This is a genomic window from Streptomyces sp. NPDC032126 (assembly GCF_055580085.1).
The window spans coordinates 435,519-454,665 of record NZ_JBVIMA010000004.1 but is presented as its reverse complement, the minus strand read 5'-3'; the positions used below and the strand labels follow the sequence as shown (position 1 = coordinate 454,665).

The window sequence follows — 19,147 nt, the reverse complement described above, 5'->3', positions numbered from 1 at the left end:
CCCTCTCTAGGGACATGAGCCTCACCGGGACGCCGTTCCTCTACACCCTGATCGTGCTGGCGGTCGTCGCCATCGCACTGCCCCTGGCACTGTGGTCACGGTTGCGCGGCCCGAAGATCCTACGGGCCGCGGCACGGCTGATGATGCTGCTGTTCGCCCAGGGCACAGCCGTCGCCCTGGTCTTCGTGCTGGTCAACAACGCCAACAACCTCTACGACACCTGGGACGACCTGCTCGGCACGGGCAGCCACGTCAATCAGGCCGCCGACCTCGGGCCGGACGGCAAGGGCGGGGTTGAGCTCAGCAAGCTGCCGAAGGTCAGACAGGAGTTCTCACCGGCGCAGGGGCCGAACATGGGCGCGGCCGGCGGGGTGCGCGTCACCCAGCTCAAGGGCCGGATCTCCGGCATCGACGGCGAGGTCTACGTCTGGCTGCCCCCGCAGTACGACGACCCCGCGTACCGCACCCGCACGTTCCCCGTGGTCGAACTGCTTCCGGGCTACCCCGGCTCGGCGAAGTCCTGGTTCGGGACGCTGCACGTCCACGAGCAGCTGCTGCCGCTGATGCGCCAGGGCAAGGTGGCCCCCTTCATCCTGGTCGCGCCCCGCACCACCCTGCTGCCCGGCGTGGACACCGGCTGCGCCAACATCCCCGGCACGGTCAACGCCGACACCTGGCTGAGCGTGGACGTACCCAAGATGATCATGGACAACTTCCGGGCCCAGCCCGCGCCCAAGGGCTGGGGCGTCGCCGGGTACTCGGCCGGCGCGCACTGCGCGGCCAAGCTGACCGTCGCCCACCCCGACCGCTACCGCGCGGGGGTGAGCCTGTCCGGCTACAGCGACCCGATCGTCGAGCGGAAGTCGCTCGCCGCGGAGAGCACCGAGCTGCGCGCGCAGAACAACCCCTACGTCCTGCTGCGCCGGGCCACCACCCCGCCGCCGGTCTCGCTGTACATCTCCGGCCAGCCCGGCGACGGCTACGAGGCCGGGCTCGCGCTGGCGAAGGAGTCCAAGGCGCCGACGAGCGTGCACCTGGTCTACATCCCGAAGAGCGCGGGCGGCCACACCATGCAGCTGTGGCGGCCTCAGGTGGTGCCCGTCTTCAAGTGGCTGACCGTGCAGCTGGGGCAGGGACACCTGGCGGCGGACGGCAAGGGCGCTACTCCTCGCGGACCGTCGAACGACGGTTCCAAGCGCGCGGCGCTCGCCAGTGGAGGCGCATCGCGAGAAGGCGCAGCACGAAAGCCGTGACCGCGGCCACGCCGCTGGCCAGCGGGGTGAGCAGGTCGTAGCGGATGAACAGCACGACCATGGTGGCGCCGACGATCGCCGGGACCGCGTACAGATCGCGGTCCCAGCGCAGCAGGGACGGCACCTCGTTGGCCAGGACGTCGCGCAGCACACCGCCGCCGACGGCGGTGGCGAGGCCCAGGGCGGCCGAGGCGGTGAGGCCCAGGCCGTGGTCGTACGCCTTCGTGGTGCCGGTCACGCAGAACAGGCCGAGGCCGGCCGCGTCGAAGACGTTCACCCCGGCCTGGATGCGCTCCACGTGCGGATGGAGGAAGAAGACGAGGAGCGCGGCGAGCAGCGGGGTGATGAAGTAGCCCAGGTCCGTGAAGGCGGCCGGGGGAACCGCGCCGATGATCACGTCCCGGAAGATCCCTCCGCCGAGCGCGGTGACCTCGGCGAGGACGGCGATGCCGAAGATGTCGAAGTTCTTGCGGACGGCCAGCAGCGCACCCGAGATGGCGAACACGAAGATGCCGATGAGATCGAGGGTGTGCTGAACGGAGGGGCTGAAGATCTGCTGGATCACCCTTCTATTCTGACGCAACACAGAGCCCCCGCCTTACATTGCAAGGCGGGGGCTCGGTGTTGCTTACTTCTCCTTGGCGGGAGACTCCTCGGCGGGAGACTCCGCAGCGGGGGCCTCCTCCTCGGAAGCGGCGGCCTCCTCCGTGGCGTCAGCGGCCTCGGCGGGCTCGGCCGACTCGCTCGGCTCGGTGGCCTGGACCTCGGCCGCCACCGCCGCCGACGTCTGGGCCGACTCCGCCAGGACCTCGTCGGCCACCAGCTCCGCCGCCTCCTTCGCGGCGGTCAGCAGGACGGTGTCCTGGGGCTGCTGGTCCTCGAAGTTCTCCGGGTGGTGGCAGGCGACCTGCTGACCGGGACGCAGCTCCAGCAGCGGCGGCTCGGTCGTCTTGCAGATCTGCGTCGCCTTCCAGCACCGGGTGTGGAAGCGGCAGCCGCTCGGCGGCGCGATCGGCGACGGCACGTCACCCTGGAGCAGGATGCGCTCGCTCCTGGCGTTCTTGCGCGCCGGGTCCGGGATCGGCACCGCCGACATGAGCGCCTTGGTGTACGGGTGCATCGGCGCCTTGTACAGCAGGTCGCGGTCGGCCAGCTCCACGATCTTGCCGAGGTACATCACCGCGATCCGGTCCGAGACGTGCCGGACGACCGAGAGGTCGTGCGCGATGATCACATACGTCAGACCCAGCTCCTGCTGGAGGTCGTCGAGCAGGTTGACGACCTGCGCCTGGATCGACACGTCCAGCGCGGACACCGGCTCGTCGGCCACGACCAGCTTCGGGTTGAGCGCGAGCGCGCGGGCGATGCCGATGCGCTGGCGCTGACCGCCGGAGAACTCGTGCGGGTAGCGGTTGTAGTGCTCGGGGTTGAGACCGACCACGGACAGCAGCCGCTGCACTTCCTTCTTGACGCCGCCCTCGGGCGTGACGCCCTGGAGCTTGAAGGGAGCGCCGATGATCGTGCCGATGGTGTGGCGCGGGTTCAGCGAGGAGTACGGGTCCTGGAAGATCATCTGCACATCGCGGCGCAGCGGGCGCATGCCCGCCACCCCGAGGTGCGTGATGTCCTTGCCCTCGAACTCGACGGTGCCGCCGCTCGGTTCGAGCAGCCGGGTGATCAGCCGGCCCATCGTGGACTTGCCGCAGCCGGACTCGCCCACCACGCCCAGCGTCTCGCCGGCCCGGACCTCGAAGTCGATGCCGTCGACCGCGTGCACCGCGCCGACCTGCCGCTGCAGCAGGCCCTTCTTGATCGGGAAGTGCTTCTGCAGGCCGGTGACCTTCAGCAGCACCTCGCCGTCGGCACGGCCGGTGCCCTCGCTCTGCGCGGGAATCGTGCCCGCCTTCTCGTCACTCACAGCTTCGGCGCAATCTCTTCGGTCCAGATACGCTCCCGCTGCTCCTGGCTCAGGTGGCAGGCGGCCCAGTGCTTGCTGCCGACCTCGGTCAGCTCGGGGCGGACCGTGCGGGTGACGTCGTCCTTCGGGAGGTCCGCGTACGGGCAGCGCGGGTTGAAGGCGCACCCGGACGGGAGGTTGATCAGGGAGGGCGGCGCCCCCTTGACCGGGACCAGGCGCTCCTGCTGCTCGCGGTCCAGGCGCGGCATCGAGCCGAGCAGACCCCAGGTGTAGGGGTGGCGGGGCTCGTAGAACACCTTCTCGGCCGGTCCGCGCTCGACGCAGCGGCCGCCGTACATCACCAGGAGGTCGTCAGCCAGTTCGGCGACGACGCCCAGGTCGTGGGTGATGATGATGACCGCGGAGCCGAACTCCTTCTGCAGGTCCCGGATCAGGTCGAGGATCTGCGCCTGGACGGTGACGTCCAGGGCGGTCGTCGGCTCGTCCGCGATCAGCAGCTCGGGGTTGTTGACCAGCGACATCGCGATCATCGCGCGCTGGCGCATACCGCCCGAGAACTCGTGCGAGTAGTTGTCCACCCGCTTGTCCGGCTGCGGGATGCCCACCCGGTCGAGCATCTCGATCGCCCGGCGGCGGGCGGTCTTCTTGTCGACGTCGTGGTGGATGCGGTACGCCTCCACGATCTGCTGGCCGATCGTGTAGTACGGGTGCAGGGCCGACAGCGGATCCTGGAAGATCATCGCCATCTCGCGCCCGCGCATCTTGCGCACGGTGTCCGGGTCGGCGGACAGCAGCTCGGTGCCGTTCAGCCAGATCTCGCCGGAGATCTGCGCCCGGCGCTTGCCGTACTGACCGGTGGTGTGCAGGCCCATGATGCCGAGCGAGGTCACCGACTTGCCGGAGCCGGACTCGCCCACGATGCCGAGGGTCTTGCCCTTCTCCAGCTGGAAGCTGAGCCCGTCGACGGACTTGACCAGGCCGTCGTCGGTCGGGAAGTGCACCTTGAGGTCGCGCACTTCGAGGAAGGCGGAGGGGGCGTTGCCGGGGGTGGGCTCGCCCACCGCGGCTCCGCTCTTGCTGAGGTCGGTCATGAGAGCCTCACTCGGGGGTCGATCACGGCGTACAGGATGTCCACCACGAGGTTGGCGAAGAGCACCGCCAGCGAGGTGATCAGGGTGACGCCCACGATGATGGGCAGGTCCTGGTTCCTGATGGCGAGGAGCACCTCACGGCCGAGGCCGGGGAGGTTGAACGTGGACTCGGTCAGGATCGCGCCGCCGATGAGGGCGCCGAGGTCCATGCCGAGCATGGTGAGGATGGGGGTCATCGTGGAGCGCATGGCGTGCTTGCCGATGACCGTCTGCTCGCGCAGGCCCTTGGCGCGCGCGGTGCGGATGTAGTCCTCACCGAGGATCTCCATCATGGTCGCCCGGGTGATCCGGGCGTACATCGCGGCGTAGAGGAAGGCGAGGGTGACCCACGGCAGGATCATGGAGCTGAACCACTTCGCCGGGTCGTCCGTGAGGGGGACGTAGTCCGACTCGAACCAGCCGAGTCCGAAGACGAAGATCGCCAGGCTGATCATGCCGGTGAAGTAGATCGGCAGGGAGACACCCGCGAGGGCGACGACCATCGCGCCGCGGTCCCAGATCGTGCCGCGCTTGAGGGCGGAGAGCACGCCCGCCGCGACACCGAAGACCAGCCACAGCACGGCGGCACCGAGCGCCAGTCCCAGGGTCACCGGGAAGCGGTCCTTCAGCACCGGCCAGATGGCCTGCTCACTGCGGAACGAGTACCCGAAGCAGGGCGCGGAGCAGTGGATGGTGTCGCCGCCGCCCGAGTAGGTGCGGCCCGCGAAGATCCCCTTGAAGAACTCCCAGACCTGGACGTAGATCGGGTCGCCCAGTCCGAGCTTCTGCCGTACCCCTTCGATGGCCGCGGGGTCGGCCTGCTTGCCCACGAAGCTCAAGGCGACGTCGACGCCCGCCCACTTGGGGACGAGGAAGAAGATGCTGAAGACCACCGTGATGATGACCACCAGCATCACTGCGGCGGCGAACAACCGCCTGATGAGGTAAGCGAGCACAGCTCTCGGCCCGCCGCGGACCGCGGGCCACCGGAGGTCTTCCGGTGGCCCGCCGTCACGCCGCGCCGGCCTTCACCTGCCTTTCGTGCCGTTCGGCGGGTGTGCCGGTTGTCAGGAGGCGGACTTCAGACCGAGGTTGACGAAGTCGTACTGACCGCTGTAGCCGTCGGTCGTGTACACGTTCGCCAGGCGGTCGGAGCGCCAGTTGATGAACTTCTCGAAGACGAAGGGCAGGTAGTAGCCGCCCTCCATGACCTTGTGGTTGATCTGCGTGGCGATCTGTTCCTTGCCCGCGGCGTCCAGCGTGGTGTTGTACTGGTCGAACAGGCCGTCGATCGTCTTGTCCTTGATCAGGGCGTAGTTGTTGTTGCCGCTCTGCAGGATGTACTTGCTGTCCCACAGCGGGAGGCCGTAGCCCTGGACGGACGGGAAGTCCGCGCCCCAGCCCATGATGATGATGCCGTAGCCCTTCTTCACCACGTTGGTGGGGCTGCCGATGATGCCGGCGGTCTGGGAGCCGTCGTACTGGTCGATCTGGGCGTTGATGCCGACCTTCTTCAGCGACGCCTGGAGCGACTGGGCGGTGGCCACCTCGACCGGCTTGTTGTTGCGGACCGCGATGGTGGTGGAGAAGCCGTTGGGCTGGCCGCAGGCCTTGAGCTCTTCCTTCGCCTTGGCGGCGTTGCCGCTCTTGTTGGCGCCGTTGAGCTCGTACGGGTCGTACTTCTGGCCCTCGCCGCCCGGGATGCCCGGAGGCAGCATGTTGGTGCCGATGTCACCACCGGCGACCGGGCCGCCGCGCGCGGTCTGCAGCGACACGTGGTCGGCGCCGTAGATCACGGCCATGCGGCAGTGGATGTTGTCGAACGGCTTGACGCTCTGCGGGAAGACCGCGTAGCGGATGAAGCCGGAGACCGGGTTGTCCAGGTTGGCCTTGTGCTCCTTCAGGGCGGTGGTGCGGCCCTGCGGCGACATGCCGGTCTGGTTGATGTCGAGGTCCAGGCTGCCGTTGAGCAGGCGCTGGTCCAGCTCGTTGGCGTTGGAGAAGATGTCGACGGTGATCTTGTCCGGGTACGCCTTGCGGACCGGGTCCGAGGCCTGCTTCCACTGGTCGTTGCGGACCAGGGAGAGGCTCTTGCCGGGGCTGTAGGACTCGAACTTGTACGGGCCGGAGGAGAAGGGCTTCAGGCCGTACTTGGACTTGGTGTCCTTGTCCTGGCGGACCGGGGAGGCCGAGGTCAGCGCGACCATGTCCTCGAAGTCGGCGTTGACGGACGGCAGCTTGAAGACGATGGTCTTGTCGTCCGGCGTCTCGATGGACTTCAGACCGAGCTTGTCGGTGGTGGTGTCCTTGTAGGGGCCCTTGTACTCGCCCTTGGGGTCGAGGACGTCCTTCAGGTACGTCGGACCGCCGGAGAGGACGTCCTGCGCCCACACGCGCTCGATGCCGTACTTGATGTCCTTGGAGGTGATCGGCTTGCCGTCCTCCCAGGTGATCCCGTCGCGCAGCGTGTACGTGTACGTCTTGCCGCCGTCGGAGACCTTGGCGAGACCCGTGGCGAGGTCCGGGGTGAGGGTCGCGCCCTCCTTGCCGGGCACCGTCTTGAACGTGACGAGCTGACGGCTGTAGTAGCGGGAGAAGTTCCACATGAAGCCGTAGTAGCCGCGCGTGGTGTCCCACGAGTCGGCGTCCTGGGCCGCGCCGAACTTCAGCGTGCCGCCCTTCTTGGCCAGGTCGGCCTGGGCGACCTTGTTGTTCGCGGCGTCGAAGCCGGCGGCGCCGGTCTTCGAACCCCCGCCGTTGTCGTCGCCACCGCCGCACGCCGCCGTGGTCAGCAGCGCGGCGACCCCGACGGCAGCGGCCAAGGCCTGCTTACGCCGCCCTGAGGTGCGTTGGGTAGTCACGATCTCGGATCCTCCGGATTTGATGAGAGACCCCGTGTCAGGTGCCACGGGACGTTGAGGTGCGGCAGCTCAGCGCGAGCCCTTCGGATCCAGCGCGTCCCTGACGCCGTCTCCGAAGAGGTTGAAGGCGAGCACGGTGATGAAGATCGCCATGCCGGGGACCACCATGTACATGGGGTCCGACTCGTAGTAGTCGAGCGCGCTGGAAAGCATCTGTCCCCAGGAGGCCGTGGGCGGCTTGACGCCCACGCCCAGGAAGCTGAGTGCCGCCTCGGTGAGGATGTTGGTGGGGATCATCATCGTCGTGTACACGATGATGGGCGCGACCAGGTTGGGCAGCAGTTCCTTGAAGAGGATGTACAGCTGCCCGGCGCCCAGGGATCGGGCGGCCTCGACGTACTCGCGCTCGCGCAGCGAGAGGGTCTGGCCGCGCACCACGCGACCGATGTAGGGCCAGCCGAAGAAGCCGATGACCATGATCATCACAAAGACGCGCACGCTGGAACCGGTCAGCCCCAGCAGGTTGCTCGGCATCACGGAGACCAGGGCGATGATGAACAGCAGCTGCGGGAAGGCCAGCAGGCCGTCCATGATCCGGCTGATCAGGGAGTCCACCCAGCCGCCGAAGAAGCCGGCGAGGACACCGAGGACGGTGCCGAGGACCACGGCCACGAGGGCCGACATGAAACCGACCAACAGCGAGATCCGGGCGCCGTAGAGGATGCGGGCGAAGATGTCGCGGCCGTTGACCGGCTCGACGCCCAGCAGGTGATCGCCGCTGATGCCGCCCAGGTCGCCCGTGGGCGTGCCGAACAGCGGGTCGATCAGGTTCTCGTGGTACTCGTTCGGGTCCAACCCGAGCAGGTCGGTGATGAACGGGGCGAGCAGGGCGATCACGACGAGGAAGAGCACCACGACGCCGCCGGTGAGGGCGAGCTTGTCCCGCTTGAGGCGCTCCCAGGCGATCCGGCTCAGGGAACGACCCTGGACGGCCTTCGCGCCGGCGCTGGCGATCGCCGCTTCTTCGGCCGCGCTCGGGGCCGCTTCGGCGGTCGGCTCGTGCAATGGTGCCGTCATCTGGCAGGGACCCCTCTCAACCGGCGGTGACCGGCCCGCGCTTGCCGCTGTAGCGGCGTGATCAGTCCGTCGTACGCAGGGGCGAACACCGTGACGAACACCCCTGGAGCGGGAGTCTTCAACGCTTGGGCGAACGGGTGCCAGACTTGTCGATGAATGGATGCGTAACCGTGATCCTGTCTGCGGGTTTCCGTTATCCGGACGGAGCGTCACAGGGGTCGGACACGCGAGGTCAACTGCCCACGGGGCAAAGTACCTTGAGATCTTGGAAAGACAGGGCCACTCGCCTCTTCACCTTCCGATTAATGGGTATGGAGGGCGAAGAGGCCCGGAATTCCCAGGACTTGCCAGATCAATAAGGGCGTGGATAGCCGTATCCGCCGGCCGCCGGGGCCTGCGCGGGGGCCGCGTGGGCCTCACGGTCGTAGAAAGGGCGGGCCGTGGCCCGCATCCACATCACGACCGGGTCGTACTCGTCGGTCATCGCGACCGTCGACACCGGCAGCCCGTCGGGGACGGCCCCGATCGACTGCTGCATCATCGCCCGCACCGCGTCCACGGCCGGAGGGGAGGTGTCGTAGACGTCGAGGCCGATCGCCAGGTACGGCGCGCCGAGCGCCGGCTGCACCCAGGCGCGGCGCAGCGAGCGGACCGCCGGGGTGCGGTGGGCGTTCTGCGCGAGCAGCGCGTAGAACTGCGGAATCTCGATCGCCGGTTCCGACAGGCGCAGCGGGCCGGCGGGCTGGCGGTCCAGGCCGGTCGCGATGCGGCGCAGATCGGGCCAGGGGATGCCGAGGCCGCCGCCGGGGGCGTGCGGGTTGAGCCAGAGGCCGTAGTGGTCCGGGTAGAGGGTGCGGGCCACGTCCAGGCCGTCCACCACCTCGTACGACCGGTTCCAGCCGCTCGCCGAGAGCTCCTGGGCGGAGGTGACGCACGGGGCGTAGCCGTGGCCGTCGACCTCCATGTTTCCGTACTGGGCGTCCGGGGAGCCGGCCTGGCCGTGCCACAGGAGCATCCAGATCTGGCCGGTGGAAGGGGTGGCGAGTGCGCGGAGCAACGCCTCGTAGGCGTCGTAACGCCCGGGCGTGACTTGGCGCAGCATGTGCTCGACCTGGCCGGCCGCGGCAGTGCCGCTCGCGCTCACGTTTTACCGCCCCTTCGCGTAGGACTCCGTCGGTTCAACAGCTTAAGCGCCCCGCAGCCCCGCGCCCCTTCCGTGGTTCAGCGCACGCGGGTGTAGAAGGGCCGTACCTTTTCCCTCATCCACTGGGCCACCGGGTCCTCGGACATGTCCAGCAGGATCAGGTTCACGTCCCAGCCCACGGGCACCTGGCCCAGGGCGCGGCCGAGGGCGTCCAGCGGGACGGTGCGCACGTCGCCCTCCCAGTGGGCGAGTTCCACGCCCACGAACATCACCGGGGGCGCCGTCTCGATCGCGGCCAGGCAGCGGCGGGCCGTGAGGACCACGCCGGTGGCCTCGAACTCGGCCGAGGCGGCCGCGAAGAAGTCCACCGGGTCGTCCTGCCAGTCCGGTTCGAAGAGGCGGACGCGGCCGCCGGTCGCGGGGCCGTCCAGCGGGGTGCGGCCCGACCGGGCCAGCTCGGCGACCGCGGGCGGCGGCAGCGGGATGCCGACCGTGCCGTCGGGGTTGACCGCGATGCCGACCTGTGGGGGCAGCCCGCGCGCGAACTCGACCGCCGGGGCGATCGTGTACGACATGTGCGCGCCGACGACCTGGCGGAACTGCTCCTCGGAGCTGAAGACCGGGACGTACGCCTGCCCGTCGATCTCCAGGGTGGGCAGGTCGAGCGGGGCGCTGTGCGGGCCGCCGCCGTTGGGCAGCGGCACCCAGACGAAGCTGCGGCCGAGGACCTCGACGATCCGCCCGCCGGCACCGGGGACGCCCAGGGACGCGGAGAGCACCTCCTCCAGCTCATTGCCGGGCCAGCCGCCGTGGGCGTGGGGGTGGGCCGGGGCCGGAAAGTCCGCGGGAAGGTTCGTCGGAAAGTCCATGATCTGTCTACCGCCTGCTGGGAACCGCTCTGCTGCTGTGGCTCAGAAGGCTAGCGGGTGAGCGGGTCGCGCGGTCGGGGCGCGACGGCGGCGCGGGCGGGGTCGTGCGGCCGGCCCGTGAAGGCGATGCGGGTGAGGGCGTCCGCCGCGGCGCGGTCCAGCAGGACCGCCGAGCCGCTGCCGTCGGGGAGGCGGCCCGACTCGACCGCGCGCAGCAGGCGTGCGGCGGCCCGGCGGTGGCGCAGGAAGGCGTAGCGGGAGACTCCCCGGCCGCGTTCGCGCTGGCCCTCGCGGGCGGTGTCCGCGCTGACGTCGAGCAGGAGCAGATGGAGCCGGCCGCCCCGGCGGCGGGCCTCGCGGGCCAGCCAGGCGCGGACCCAGCGCTGGGTGCCGCAGTCGTGGACGACGACGCCCTCGCCGGCGCGCAGGGCACGGCGCAGGCCCGCGTAGTGGGCGAGGCGGACCAGGGGGCGGTAGACGGCGTACGGCAGGAGGCGGGGGGCGCGGGCGTCCCAGCGGTCGCGGGTGTCCTGGGAGTCGACGCGCGGGCCGGAGACCGTACGGCGCATGAGGGTGGACTTGCCGCTGCCGGGCAGGCCGGTGACGACGACGAGGTCGTCGGGCCCGAAGAGGAGGGCGTGCGGGCCGCGGCCCGAGCGGTCGCGCAGGTCGCGGACGACCCCGCGGCACTCCAGGGCGGGGGCCGTGGGCTGCTCGGGCAGCGCGATGCCCGAGGTGGTCGCGTACGCCGTGGTCCTGTTCACCGTGATCGTCCTCCCCTGAGGTCAGGTGGGTGACCTCCCCATCGAGCGTAAAGAGAAGGTAATGCCGATCGCCTCGTGTTTTCGTGCGCGTACCGCCACAGGCCGGTCACAAAAAGGGACGGCCGGGCGGGCCTGCCGCGAGGCGGGGGCGGCGTGCAATGATGGGCGCGCCAACTGCATACCGGCCGTTTGAATCCGCGCGGGAGAGTCCCCAGCCACGTTCGCTGGGGCGCCGAAGGAGCAAGTCCCTCCCTTGAATCTCTCAGGCCCCGTTACCGCGCGGGCGAGGCACATCTGAAAAGCGGGCCGCCGTCTGCGGTGGCCCCACCCAAGGTGCAAGCCAGGGCCACGTCTCGTGGTCATGGCGAACCTCTCAGGTTCCGATGACAGATGGGGAGGAACTACCTCGCCCGTGATCCTGGGAGACGACCGTCCGATGAGCAGTACCGAACTCCGTCACACCGCGCTCGATGCCCTGCATCGCTCGCTGGGTGCGACGATGACCGACTTCGCCGGCTGGGACATGCCCCTGCGCTACGGCTCCGAGCGCGACGAGCACAACGCCGTGCGCACGAAGGCCGGGCTCTTCGACCTCTCCCACATGGGCGAGATCACCGTGACCGGCGCCGACGCGGCCGCCTTCCTGAACTTCGCGCTGGTCGGCAACATCGCCTCCGTCGGTGTGGGCCGCGCCCGCTACACCATGATCTGCCGGGCCGACGGCGGCATCCTGGACGACCTGATCGTCTACCGGCTCGCCGAGACCGAGTACATGGTCGTGGCCAACGCCTCCAACGCCCAGGTGGTGCTGGACGCCCTGACCGAGCGGGTCTCCGGCTTCGACGCCGAGGTGCGCGACGACCGGGACGCGTACGCGCTGATCGCCGTCCAGGGCCCGGAGTCCCCCGGCATCCTGAAGTCCCTCACCGACGCCGACCTCGACGGCCTGAAGTACTACGCGGGGCTGCCGGGCACGGTCGCCGGGGTCCCGGCGCTGATCGCCCGCACCGGCTACACCGGCGAGGACGGCTTCGAGCTGTTCGTGAAGCCGGAGCACGCGGTCGAGCTGTGGCAGGCGCTGACCAAGGCGGGCGAGGGCGTCGGCCTGGTGCCCTGCGGCCTGTCCTGCCGTGACACGCTGCGCCTGGAGGCGGGCATGCCGCTGTACGGGCATGAGCTCACGACCGCGCTGACGCCCTTCGACGCCGGGCTCGGCCGGGTGGTGAAGTTCGAGAAGGAGGGCGACTTCGTGGGGCGCGAGGCGCTCCAGGAGGCGGCCGAGCGGGCCGCCGCGGCCGCGCCGCGCGTCCTGGTCGGCCTGGTCGCCGAGGGCCGCCGGGTCCCGCGCGCCGGGTACGCGGTGGTCGCGGGCGGCGAGGTGATCGGCGAGGTCACCTCCGGCGCCCCCTCCCCCACCCTGGGCAAGCCGATCGCGATGGCGTACGTGGACGCCGCCCACGCGGCGCCGGGCACGCCGGGCGTCGGCGTGGACATCCGGGGCAGCCACGAGCCGTACGAGGTCGTGGCGCTGCCCTTCTACAAGCGCCAGAAGTAGACAGTCGAAGCGGCCGGCACGTGACGCTGCGCACATTCGCGCTGCTCACCCCCGCTTCCAGCAGTCCCCCATTCATCAGCACCACCCCGCGTACAGGAGAATTCAGGCCATGAGCAACCCCCAGCAGCTGCGCTACAGCAAGGAGCACGAGTGGCTGTCGGCCGCCGAGAACGGCGTGTCGGCGGTCGGCATCACGGAGCACGCGGCCAACGCGCTCGGCGATGTCGTCTTCGTCCAGCTCCCGGAGGTCGGTGCCACGGTGACCGCGGGCGAGTCCTGCGGCGAGCTGGAGTCGACCAAGTCGGTCAGCGACCTGTACTCCCCGGTGACCGGTGAGGTCACCGAGGTCAACGAGGACGTCGTCAACGACCCGTCGCTGGTGAACTCCGCCCCGTTCGAGGGCGGCTGGCTGTTCAAGGTACGCGTGACGGAGGAGCCGGCCGAGCTGCTCTCCGCCGACGAGTACACCGCCTTTTCCGCCGGCTGAGGAGACGTATGTCCGTCCTGAACACGCCCCTGCACGAGCTCGACCCCGAGGTCGCCGCCGCGGTCGACGCCGAGCTGGTCCGCCAGCAGTCGACCCTGGAGATGATCGCCTCGGAGAACTTCGCTCCGCTGGCGGTCATGGAGGCCCAGGGCTCGGTCCTGACCAACAAGTACGCCGAGGGCTACCCGGGCCGCCGCTACTACGGCGGCTGCGAGCACGTCGACGTCACCGAGCAGATCGCGATCGACCGGATCAAGGAGCTGTTCGGCGCCGAGTACGCCAATGTGCAGCCCCACTCCGGTGCCTCCGCCAACCAGGCGGCCCTGTTCGCGCTGGCCCAGCCCGGCGACACCATCCTGGGCCTGGACCTGGCGCACGGCGGTCATCTGACCCACGGCATGCGGCTGAACTTCTCGGGCAAGCAGTTCGACGTGGTCGCGTACCACGTGGACGACTCGGGTCTCGTGGACATGGCCGAGGTGGAGCGGCTCGCCAAGGAGCACCGCCCGAAGGTGATCATCGCCGGCTGGTCGGCGTACCCGAGGGAGCTGGACTTCGCGGAGTTCCGCCGGATCGCCGACGAGGTCGAGGCGTACCTGTGGGTCGACATGGCGCACTTCGCGGGCCTGGTCGCGGCCGGTCTGCACGCCAACCCGGTCCCGTACGCGGACGTGGTGACCTCCACCACCCACAAGACCCTGGGCGGCCCGCGCGGCGGGATCATCCTCGCGAAGAAGGATTTCGCGAAGAAGCTGAATTCGTCCGTCTTCCCGGGCTTCCAGGGCGGTCCCCTGGAGCACGTGATCGCGGCGAAGGCGGTGTCCTTCAAGGTCGCGGCCTCCGAGGAGTTCAAGGAGCGCCAGCGTCGTACGGTGGAGGGTGCGCGCATCCTCGCCGAGCGGCTCACCGCCCCCGACGCCCGTGAGGCGGGGATCAACGTGCTGTCCGGCGGTACGGACGTGCATCTGATCCTGGTCGACCTGCGCGCGTCCGAGCTGGACGGCCAGCAGGCCGAGGACCGTCTGCACGAGGTCGGCATCACGGTCAACCGCAACGCCGTCCCGAACGACCCGCGTCCCCCGATGGTGACGTCGGGCCTGCGGATCGGTACGCCGGCGCTGGCGACCCGCGGCTTCACGGCCGAGGACTTCGCCGAGGTCGCGGATGTGATCGCGGAGGCGCTGAAGCCGTCGTACGACGTCGAGGCGCTGAAGGCCAGGGTCACGGCGCTGGCCGACAAGCACCCGCTGTACCCCGGCCTGAGCAAGTAGCAGTTACCCGGTGGGGGCACCCGACGACGTGTGCCCCCACCCTTTTTGAAGGAGTTCCCGTGGCCATCTCGGTCTTCGACCTGTTCTCGATCGGCATCGGCCCGTCGAGCTCCCACACGGTCGGCCCGATGCGTGCGGCCCGTATGTTCGCCCGCCGTCTGCGCAACGAGGGCCTGCTGCCCTCCGTCGCCTCGGTCCGCTCCGAGCTCTACGGCTCCCTGGGCGCGACCGGCCACGGCCACGGCACTCCGAAGGCGGTGCTGCTGGGGCTCGAAGGCGCCTCTCCCCGCACGGTCGACGTGGAGGGGGCGGACGACCGGGTCTCGGCGATCAAGGAGCAGGGCCGGCTGCGGCTGCTGGGCGAGCACGAGATCGCGTTCTCCTTCGACGACGACATGGTCCTGCACCGCCGCAAGGCGCTGCCGTACCACGCGAACGGCATGACGCTGTGGGCGTACGACGCGTCGGGCGCGGAGCTGCTGTCGAAGACGTACTACTCGGTGGGCGGCGGGTTCGTCGTCGACGAGGACGCCGTCGGCGCGGACCGGATCAAGCTGGACGACACGGTGCTGAAGTACCCCTTCCGCACGGGCGACGAGCTGCTGCGCCTGACGAAGGAGACCGGCCTGTCGATCTCCTCGCTGATGCTGGAGAACGAGCGGGCCTGGCGCACCGAGGAGGAGATCCGCGCCGGGCTGCTGGAGATCTGGCGGGTGATGCGGGCGTGTGTGGAGCGGGGCATGTCGCGGGAGGGCATCCTGCCGGGCGGTCTGCGCGTGCGCCGCCGCGCTGCGGTGACGGCCCGTCAACTCCGGGCCGAGGGCGACCCGTTGGCCCACTCCATGGAGTGGATCACGCTCTACGCGATGGCGGTGAACGAGGAGAACGCGGCGGGCGGCCGCGTGGTGACCGCCCCGACGAACGGCGCGGCCGGCATCATCCCGGCGGTGCTGCACTACTACATGAACTTCATCCCCGGCGCGGACGAGGACGGGATCGTCCGCTTCCTGCTCGCCGCCGGCGCGATCGGCATGCTCTTCAAGGAGAACGCCTCCATCTCCGGCGCGGAGGTCGGCTGCCAGGGCGAGGTCGGCTCGGCCTGCTCGATGGCGGCGGGCGCGCTGGCGGAGGTGCTGGGCGGCAGCCCGGAGCAGGTGGAGAACGCGGCCGAGATCGGCATGGAACACAACCTCGGCCTCACCTGCGATCCGGTGGGCGGCCTGGTCCAGATCCCCTGCATCGAACGCAACGGCATGGCCGCGGTGAAGGCGGTCACGGCGGCCCGCATGGCGATGCGCGGCGACGGCTCCCACAAGGTGTCCCTGGACAAGGTCATCAAGACCATGAAGGACACGGGCGCGGACATGAGCGTCAAGTACAAGGAGACGGCCCGCGGCGGCCTGGCGGTCAACATCATCGAGTGCTGACCGTAGGCTGACCTGCATGGAAAGCACAGTCACCGCGGTCAGCAGCAGCGGCAGTTATTCCTTCAGCAAGGCCAATCGGGAGAGTGTCACGCTTCTGGTGGGGCTCGGGGTCGAGGGGGACGTGCATGCCGGGGTGACGGTGAAGCACCGGTTCCGGATGGAGCGGGATGCCTCGCAGCCGAATCTTCGCCAGGTGCATCTGATGCACGAGGAGCTGTTCGACGAGGTGCGCGAGGCCGGGTTCGAGGTGGCCGCGGGGCAGCTCGGGGAGAACGTCACCACGCGGGGGATCGATCTGCTGGGGCTGCCCGTCGGGGCCCGGCTGCGGCTGGGCGACGAGGCCGTCGTCGAGGTGACCGGGCTGCGCAATCCCTGTGCGCAGATCGACGGCTTCCAGAAGGGGCTCATGAAGCAGGTCGTCGGCCGGGACGACGAGGGCCGGCCCGCCTTCCGGTCCGGGATCATGAGCGTCGTGGTGAGCGGAGGCGTGGTGCGCCCCGGCGACACGATCACCGTGGACCTGCCGGAGGGACCGCACCGGCCCCTGGAGATCGTCTAAAGGCCGGTGCGGTGGGTTTCAGCCGCGGAAGGCCTCCGGGCGTTCCGGGCTTGCCTCGGCCAGGGCCTTCGTGACCTCGGGGATGCCCGCGCGCAGGCCGTAGACCGGGGTGTCCGGCTGCTGGCGCCAGGAGTCGTCGAGGCCGCCCGCGTCGACCGTGTCGAAGCCGAGCTCGTCGATCAGGGCGCGGACCTTCGCCTTCGCCACCTCGTCGTCCCCGGCGACCGGGAGGGCGATGCGGCCGGGGTCTCCGGCGGGGAGCGGCCGGTCCAGGATGTCCTGGGCGTAGGTCCCGTTGAACGCCTTGATCACCGGGTGGCCGATCTGGCGTTCGGTCCAGCGGCTCTCGGTGAGGCCCTCGTCCTCGATCGCCGCGATACGGCCGTCCCGCTGCTGCGGGTAGTAGTTGCCCGTGTCGATGACGGCCACGCCGTCCGCCGCCCCGTCCAGCAGGCCCTCCGGAAGGTCGGGGACGGCCTTCAGGGGGATCGTGACGACCACGATCTCGGCGCCGCGCGCGGCCTCCTCGACCGTCACCGGGGTCGCACCGGTCTCCTGCGCCAGCTCTGTCAGGGTGTGCGGGCCGCGGGAGTTGGCGACCGCGACGTCGTGACCGAGGGCGGTGAGCCTCCGGGTGAGGTTGCCGCCGATGTTGCCCGCGCCGATGATCCCGATCCTCATGACATTCCCTCCGCGTTTCGCCACGTCGGCCGATCAGGCCGATTACCGCGCATTAGATGCACACGCATGCTCTTGCTCGGCTCAACGGAGGGAGTTCGCGGGCTATTCCCGCGCCGACGACATCGGCCGCGTCACACCCGTACGACGATCTTGCCTGTGTGCGTGTTCGACTCCATCAGGCGATGCGCGTCCGGCATCCGGTGCAGACCGTCGAAGACCTCCGCCACCACCGGCCGCAGCGTGCCGTCCGCCAGCCCCGAGCCGACGTAGGCCGCGCCCCGGCGGCGGCCGTCCGCCGAGCCGGTGAGCACGAGGTTGGCATAGCCGTGCACGGTCATCGGCCACGCCCGGGGCAGCAGGGTGGGCTCCGGGGCCAGCCAGCCGTAGACGATGAGCGTGCCGTCGCGCCGCACGGCCTCACCCAGGGCCGCGAAACCGGCGCCGCCGACCGCGTCGAGGACGATGTCCACACCGTCGCCCCCGGTGAGCCGCCGGGCCTCCTTGACCACGTCCTCGTCGTCGCTGACGATCACATGCTCGGCGCCCAGCTCCAGCAGCCCGGCGCGCTTCCCCTCGGTGCGGGTGGTGACGATCGGGATCGCTCCCGCCCGCCGCGCCACCTGGATCGCCGCCGTGCCGACCCCGCTGGACGCGCCGGTGATCAGCACCCGGTGCCCCGGTTCCAGGCCGGCCCGCTCCACCAGGGCGCCGTAGGCCGTCGTGTACGTGAGCCAGACGGCGGCCGCGTCCACCACGTCGACGCCGGCGGGACGCGGGACCAGGCCGCTCTCGGGGAGCAGGATCCGGTCGCCGTACACGCCGTGCGTGCCGAGGTCGAAGTTGGCCGCCGCCATCACCGGGTCGCCGGGCGCGAACGCGCTCACACCCGCGCCGACCGCCTCGACCTCGCCGGCCGCCTCGTAGCCGTTGCGGGAGGCGGGGAAGGTGGGCTGGTAGAAGTAGCCGCCGGAGCGGAAGAGGGCCTCGGCCCGGTTGAGGCCGACCGCCTCGACCCGGACGAGCACCTCGCCGGGCCCGGGCGCGGGCAGCTCGACCTCCTCGACGCGCAGGACCTCGGGACCGCCGATCTCATGAAAAAGCACTGTCTGTGCGGTAGTTGACATGCCGTCAACGCTAGGTCCCGCACGGCGGGACGATCCATGTCCGCCGGTATCCCTTCCATGTCCGTCCGTCTTCCCGCACCCGACGCGGGTCTACGGTACGGACATGGACGTACTCAGCGACGCGATCGCCGCCATGCGCACCGGGCGGCCGCACTCCGCACGCCGGGACAAGTACGCGCCCTGGGGCTTTCGTTTCGCCTCCTCCGACGGCGCCGGATTCCATGTGCTGCTGCGCGGCTCGGCCTGGCTGATCCCGGCGCACGGCGAACCCGTCGCGCTGGCGGCCGGCGATGTGGTGTTCCTGGCGCACGGCCATGGGCACGCGCTGGCCAGCGGGCTCGATGTGCCGGTGAAGGAGGTCCGCGTCGGCCCGGACGGCCGCTGGCCCGAACCGCCGCCGCCCGACGAGGGGTCGGGGCCCCCGAACACCGTCATGCTGTGCGGCGCCTACCAGTTGGACCGCGACCGCGCGCACCGGCTGCTCGCCGAGCTGCCCGAGGTCGTCCATCTGCCCGCCCGTCTCGGCACGCACCGCTCGCTGCGGGCGGCCGTCGAACTGCTCGGCATGGAACTGGACGAGCAGGGGCCGGGCTCGGACGCGATCGTCACCGCGCTCCTCGACACCCTGCTGCTGTACATCCTGCGCGCCTGGTGGCAGCAGGAGCGGGGCGCCGGACGCGGGGACTCGGGCTGGGCGGCCGCGCTCGCCGACCCGGCCGTCTCGGCGGCCCTGCGCGCCATCCACGGCGACCCGGCCCGGCCGTGGACCGTGGCGGACCTCGGCGCCGAGGCGGGGCTGTCCCGCGCGGCCTTCGCCCGCCGGTTCACCGCGCTGGTGGGCGAGCCGCCGCTGACCTATCTGACGTGGTGGCGCATGACGACGGCGGGCCGGCTGCTGCGCACCGACGATCTCTCCCTGCGTCAGATCGCCCAACGCACCGGCTACACCTCGGAGTTCGCCTTCGCCAAGGCGTTCAAGCGGGAGTACGGGGTGGCCCCGGGCAAGTATCGGGGGCGGGCGGCCTGA

18 protein-coding genes and 2 riboswitches are annotated in these 19,147 nt (G+C 70.2%); of the genes, 7 read left to right on the top strand and 11 right to left on the bottom strand.

Features of this window, described 5'->3' with window-relative positions; all coding sequences use genetic code 11:
- The first annotated feature begins 14 nt into the window (after positions 1-14).
- Complete coding sequence (locus tag ACZ5NW_RS18445) at positions 15-1,253, top strand: alpha/beta hydrolase (protein WP_468744882.1); 1,239 nt, start codon at positions 15-17, stop codon at positions 1,251-1,253.
- On the opposite strand, the gene ACZ5NW_RS18440 is transcribed toward ACZ5NW_RS18445, so the two are convergent.
- From ACZ5NW_RS18440 to ACZ5NW_RS18400, 9 genes are all read right to left on the bottom strand, one after another.
- Entirely contained in the window at positions 1,162-1,818 is a 657-nt protein-coding gene (locus tag ACZ5NW_RS18440; RefSeq protein ID WP_468744881.1) for a trimeric intracellular cation channel family protein, read from the bottom strand. The genes ACZ5NW_RS18445 and ACZ5NW_RS18440 overlap by 92 nt on opposite strands.
- Positions 1,819-1,881: 63 nt before the next feature.
- On the bottom strand, positions 1,882-3,171 hold the full coding sequence (locus ACZ5NW_RS18435; RefSeq protein ID WP_468744880.1) for an ABC transporter ATP-binding protein: 1,290 nt from the start codon (positions 3,169-3,171) through the stop codon (positions 1,882-1,884).
- Positions 3,168-4,262 (bottom strand): ABC transporter ATP-binding protein, encoded by a 1,095-nt coding sequence (locus ACZ5NW_RS18430; RefSeq protein WP_468744879.1) that lies wholly within the window; start codon positions 4,260-4,262, stop codon positions 3,168-3,170. Before ACZ5NW_RS18430 ends, ACZ5NW_RS18435 begins: the two co-directional genes overlap by 4 nt.
- A complete protein-coding gene (locus ACZ5NW_RS18425; RefSeq protein WP_468744878.1) occupies positions 4,259-5,257 on the bottom strand; it encodes an ABC transporter permease in 999 nt (332 codons plus the stop codon). The genes ACZ5NW_RS18430 and ACZ5NW_RS18425 overlap by 4 nt, the downstream gene beginning before the upstream one ends.
- 111 nt (positions 5,258-5,368) lie before the next feature.
- The gene (locus ACZ5NW_RS18420; RefSeq protein ID WP_468744877.1) at positions 5,369-7,162 is read right to left on the bottom strand and encodes an ABC transporter substrate-binding protein; all 1,794 of its coding nucleotides are present in this window, start codon (positions 7,160-7,162) and stop codon (positions 5,369-5,371) included.
- Positions 7,163-7,231: 69 nt separating this feature from the next.
- Positions 7,232-8,239, bottom strand: a complete 1,008-nt coding sequence (locus ACZ5NW_RS18415) for an ABC transporter permease (protein WP_468744876.1) — start codon at positions 8,237-8,239, stop codon at positions 7,232-7,234.
- A 352-nt stretch (positions 8,240-8,591) separates the two neighbouring features.
- A complete protein-coding gene (locus tag ACZ5NW_RS18410) occupies positions 8,592-9,383 on the bottom strand; it encodes an enhanced serine sensitivity protein SseB C-terminal domain-containing protein (RefSeq protein ID WP_468744875.1) in 792 nt (263 codons plus the stop codon).
- 77 nt (positions 9,384-9,460) lie between these two features.
- Complete coding sequence (locus ACZ5NW_RS18405; protein ID WP_468744874.1) at positions 9,461-10,252, bottom strand: enhanced serine sensitivity protein SseB; 792 nt, start codon at positions 10,250-10,252, stop codon at positions 9,461-9,463.
- A 50-nt stretch (positions 10,253-10,302) separates the two neighbouring features.
- Positions 10,303-11,016: an AAA family ATPase gene (locus ACZ5NW_RS18400; RefSeq protein ID WP_468744873.1), complete on the bottom strand. Its 714-nt coding sequence runs from the start codon at positions 11,014-11,016 to the stop codon at positions 10,303-10,305.
- Positions 11,017-11,206: 190 nt separating this feature from the next.
- Positions 11,207-11,304: riboswitch (glycine riboswitch) on the top strand.
- Positions 11,305-11,416: riboswitch (glycine riboswitch) on the top strand. It abuts the riboswitch before it with no gap.
- A 36-nt stretch (positions 11,417-11,452) separates the two neighbouring features.
- Between ACZ5NW_RS18400 and gcvT the strand changes: the two genes are divergently transcribed.
- From gcvT to ACZ5NW_RS18375, 5 genes are all read left to right on the top strand, one after another.
- The gene (gcvT, locus tag ACZ5NW_RS18395) at positions 11,453-12,571 is read left to right on the top strand and encodes a glycine cleavage system aminomethyltransferase GcvT (RefSeq protein WP_468744872.1); all 1,119 of its coding nucleotides are present in this window, start codon (positions 11,453-11,455) and stop codon (positions 12,569-12,571) included.
- 109 nt (positions 12,572-12,680) lie between these two features.
- Entirely contained in the window at positions 12,681-13,058 is a 378-nt protein-coding gene (gene gcvH / locus ACZ5NW_RS18390; RefSeq protein WP_468744871.1) for a glycine cleavage system protein GcvH, read from the top strand.
- A gap of 8 nt (positions 13,059-13,066) precedes the next feature.
- The gene (gene glyA, locus ACZ5NW_RS18385) at positions 13,067-14,329 is read left to right on the top strand and encodes a serine hydroxymethyltransferase (protein ID WP_468744870.1); all 1,263 of its coding nucleotides are present in this window, start codon (positions 13,067-13,069) and stop codon (positions 14,327-14,329) included.
- 59 nt (positions 14,330-14,388) lie between these two features.
- On the top strand, positions 14,389-15,756 hold the full coding sequence (locus tag ACZ5NW_RS18380) for an L-serine ammonia-lyase (protein ID WP_468744869.1): 1,368 nt from the start codon (positions 14,389-14,391) through the stop codon (positions 15,754-15,756).
- Between the two features lie 16 nt (positions 15,757-15,772).
- The gene (locus ACZ5NW_RS18375) at positions 15,773-16,315 is read left to right on the top strand and encodes an MOSC domain-containing protein (RefSeq protein WP_468744868.1); all 543 of its coding nucleotides are present in this window, start codon (positions 15,773-15,775) and stop codon (positions 16,313-16,315) included.
- 18 nt (positions 16,316-16,333) lie between these two features.
- Here the strand turns inward: ACZ5NW_RS18375 and ACZ5NW_RS18370 are convergent, their stop codons facing one another.
- A complete protein-coding gene (locus ACZ5NW_RS18370) occupies positions 16,334-16,996 on the bottom strand; it encodes an NADPH-dependent F420 reductase (RefSeq protein ID WP_468744867.1) in 663 nt (220 codons plus the stop codon).
- Positions 16,997-17,127: 131 nt separating this feature from the next.
- Complete coding sequence (locus ACZ5NW_RS18365) at positions 17,128-18,120, bottom strand: zinc-dependent alcohol dehydrogenase family protein (protein ID WP_468744866.1); 993 nt, start codon at positions 18,118-18,120, stop codon at positions 17,128-17,130.
- A gap of 103 nt (positions 18,121-18,223) precedes the next feature.
- On the opposite strand from ACZ5NW_RS18365, the gene ACZ5NW_RS18360 reads away from it, so the two are divergent.
- On the top strand, positions 18,224-19,147 hold the full coding sequence (locus ACZ5NW_RS18360) for an AraC family transcriptional regulator (RefSeq protein ID WP_468744865.1): 924 nt from the start codon (positions 18,224-18,226) through the stop codon (positions 19,145-19,147).

What these genes read in the sequence shown, in the direction of transcription:
- ACZ5NW_RS18375 (WP_468744868.1), top strand. Translation starts at nt 15,773, where the DNA reads ATGGAAAGCACAGTCACCGCGGTCAGCAGCAGCGGCAGTTATTCCTTC.
- ACZ5NW_RS18365 (WP_468744866.1), bottom strand. Translation starts at nt 18,120, where the DNA reads ATGTCAACTACCGCACAGACAGTGCTTTTTCATGAGATCGGCGGTCCC.
- ACZ5NW_RS18430 (WP_468744879.1), bottom strand. Translation starts at nt 4,262, where the DNA reads ATGACCGACCTCAGCAAGAGCGGAGCCGCGGTGGGCGAGCCCACCCCC.
- ACZ5NW_RS18445 (WP_468744882.1), top strand. Translation starts at nt 15, where the DNA reads ATGAGCCTCACCGGGACGCCGTTCCTCTACACCCTGATCGTGCTGGCG.
- ACZ5NW_RS18360 (WP_468744865.1), top strand. Translation starts at nt 18,224, where the DNA reads ATGGACGTACTCAGCGACGCGATCGCCGCCATGCGCACCGGGCGGCCG.
- ACZ5NW_RS18405 (WP_468744874.1), bottom strand. Translation starts at nt 10,252, where the DNA reads ATGGACTTTCCGACGAACCTTCCCGCGGACTTTCCGGCCCCGGCCCAC.
- ACZ5NW_RS18415 (WP_468744876.1), bottom strand. Translation starts at nt 8,239, where the DNA reads ATGACGGCACCATTGCACGAGCCGACCGCCGAAGCGGCCCCGAGCGCG.
- glyA (WP_468744870.1), top strand. Translation starts at nt 13,067, where the DNA reads ATGTCCGTCCTGAACACGCCCCTGCACGAGCTCGACCCCGAGGTCGCC.
- gcvH (WP_468744871.1), top strand. Translation starts at nt 12,681, where the DNA reads ATGAGCAACCCCCAGCAGCTGCGCTACAGCAAGGAGCACGAGTGGCTG.
- ACZ5NW_RS18370 (WP_468744867.1), bottom strand. Translation starts at nt 16,996, where the DNA reads ATGAGGATCGGGATCATCGGCGCGGGCAACATCGGCGGCAACCTCACC.
- gcvT (WP_468744872.1), top strand. Translation starts at nt 11,453, where the DNA reads ATGAGCAGTACCGAACTCCGTCACACCGCGCTCGATGCCCTGCATCGC.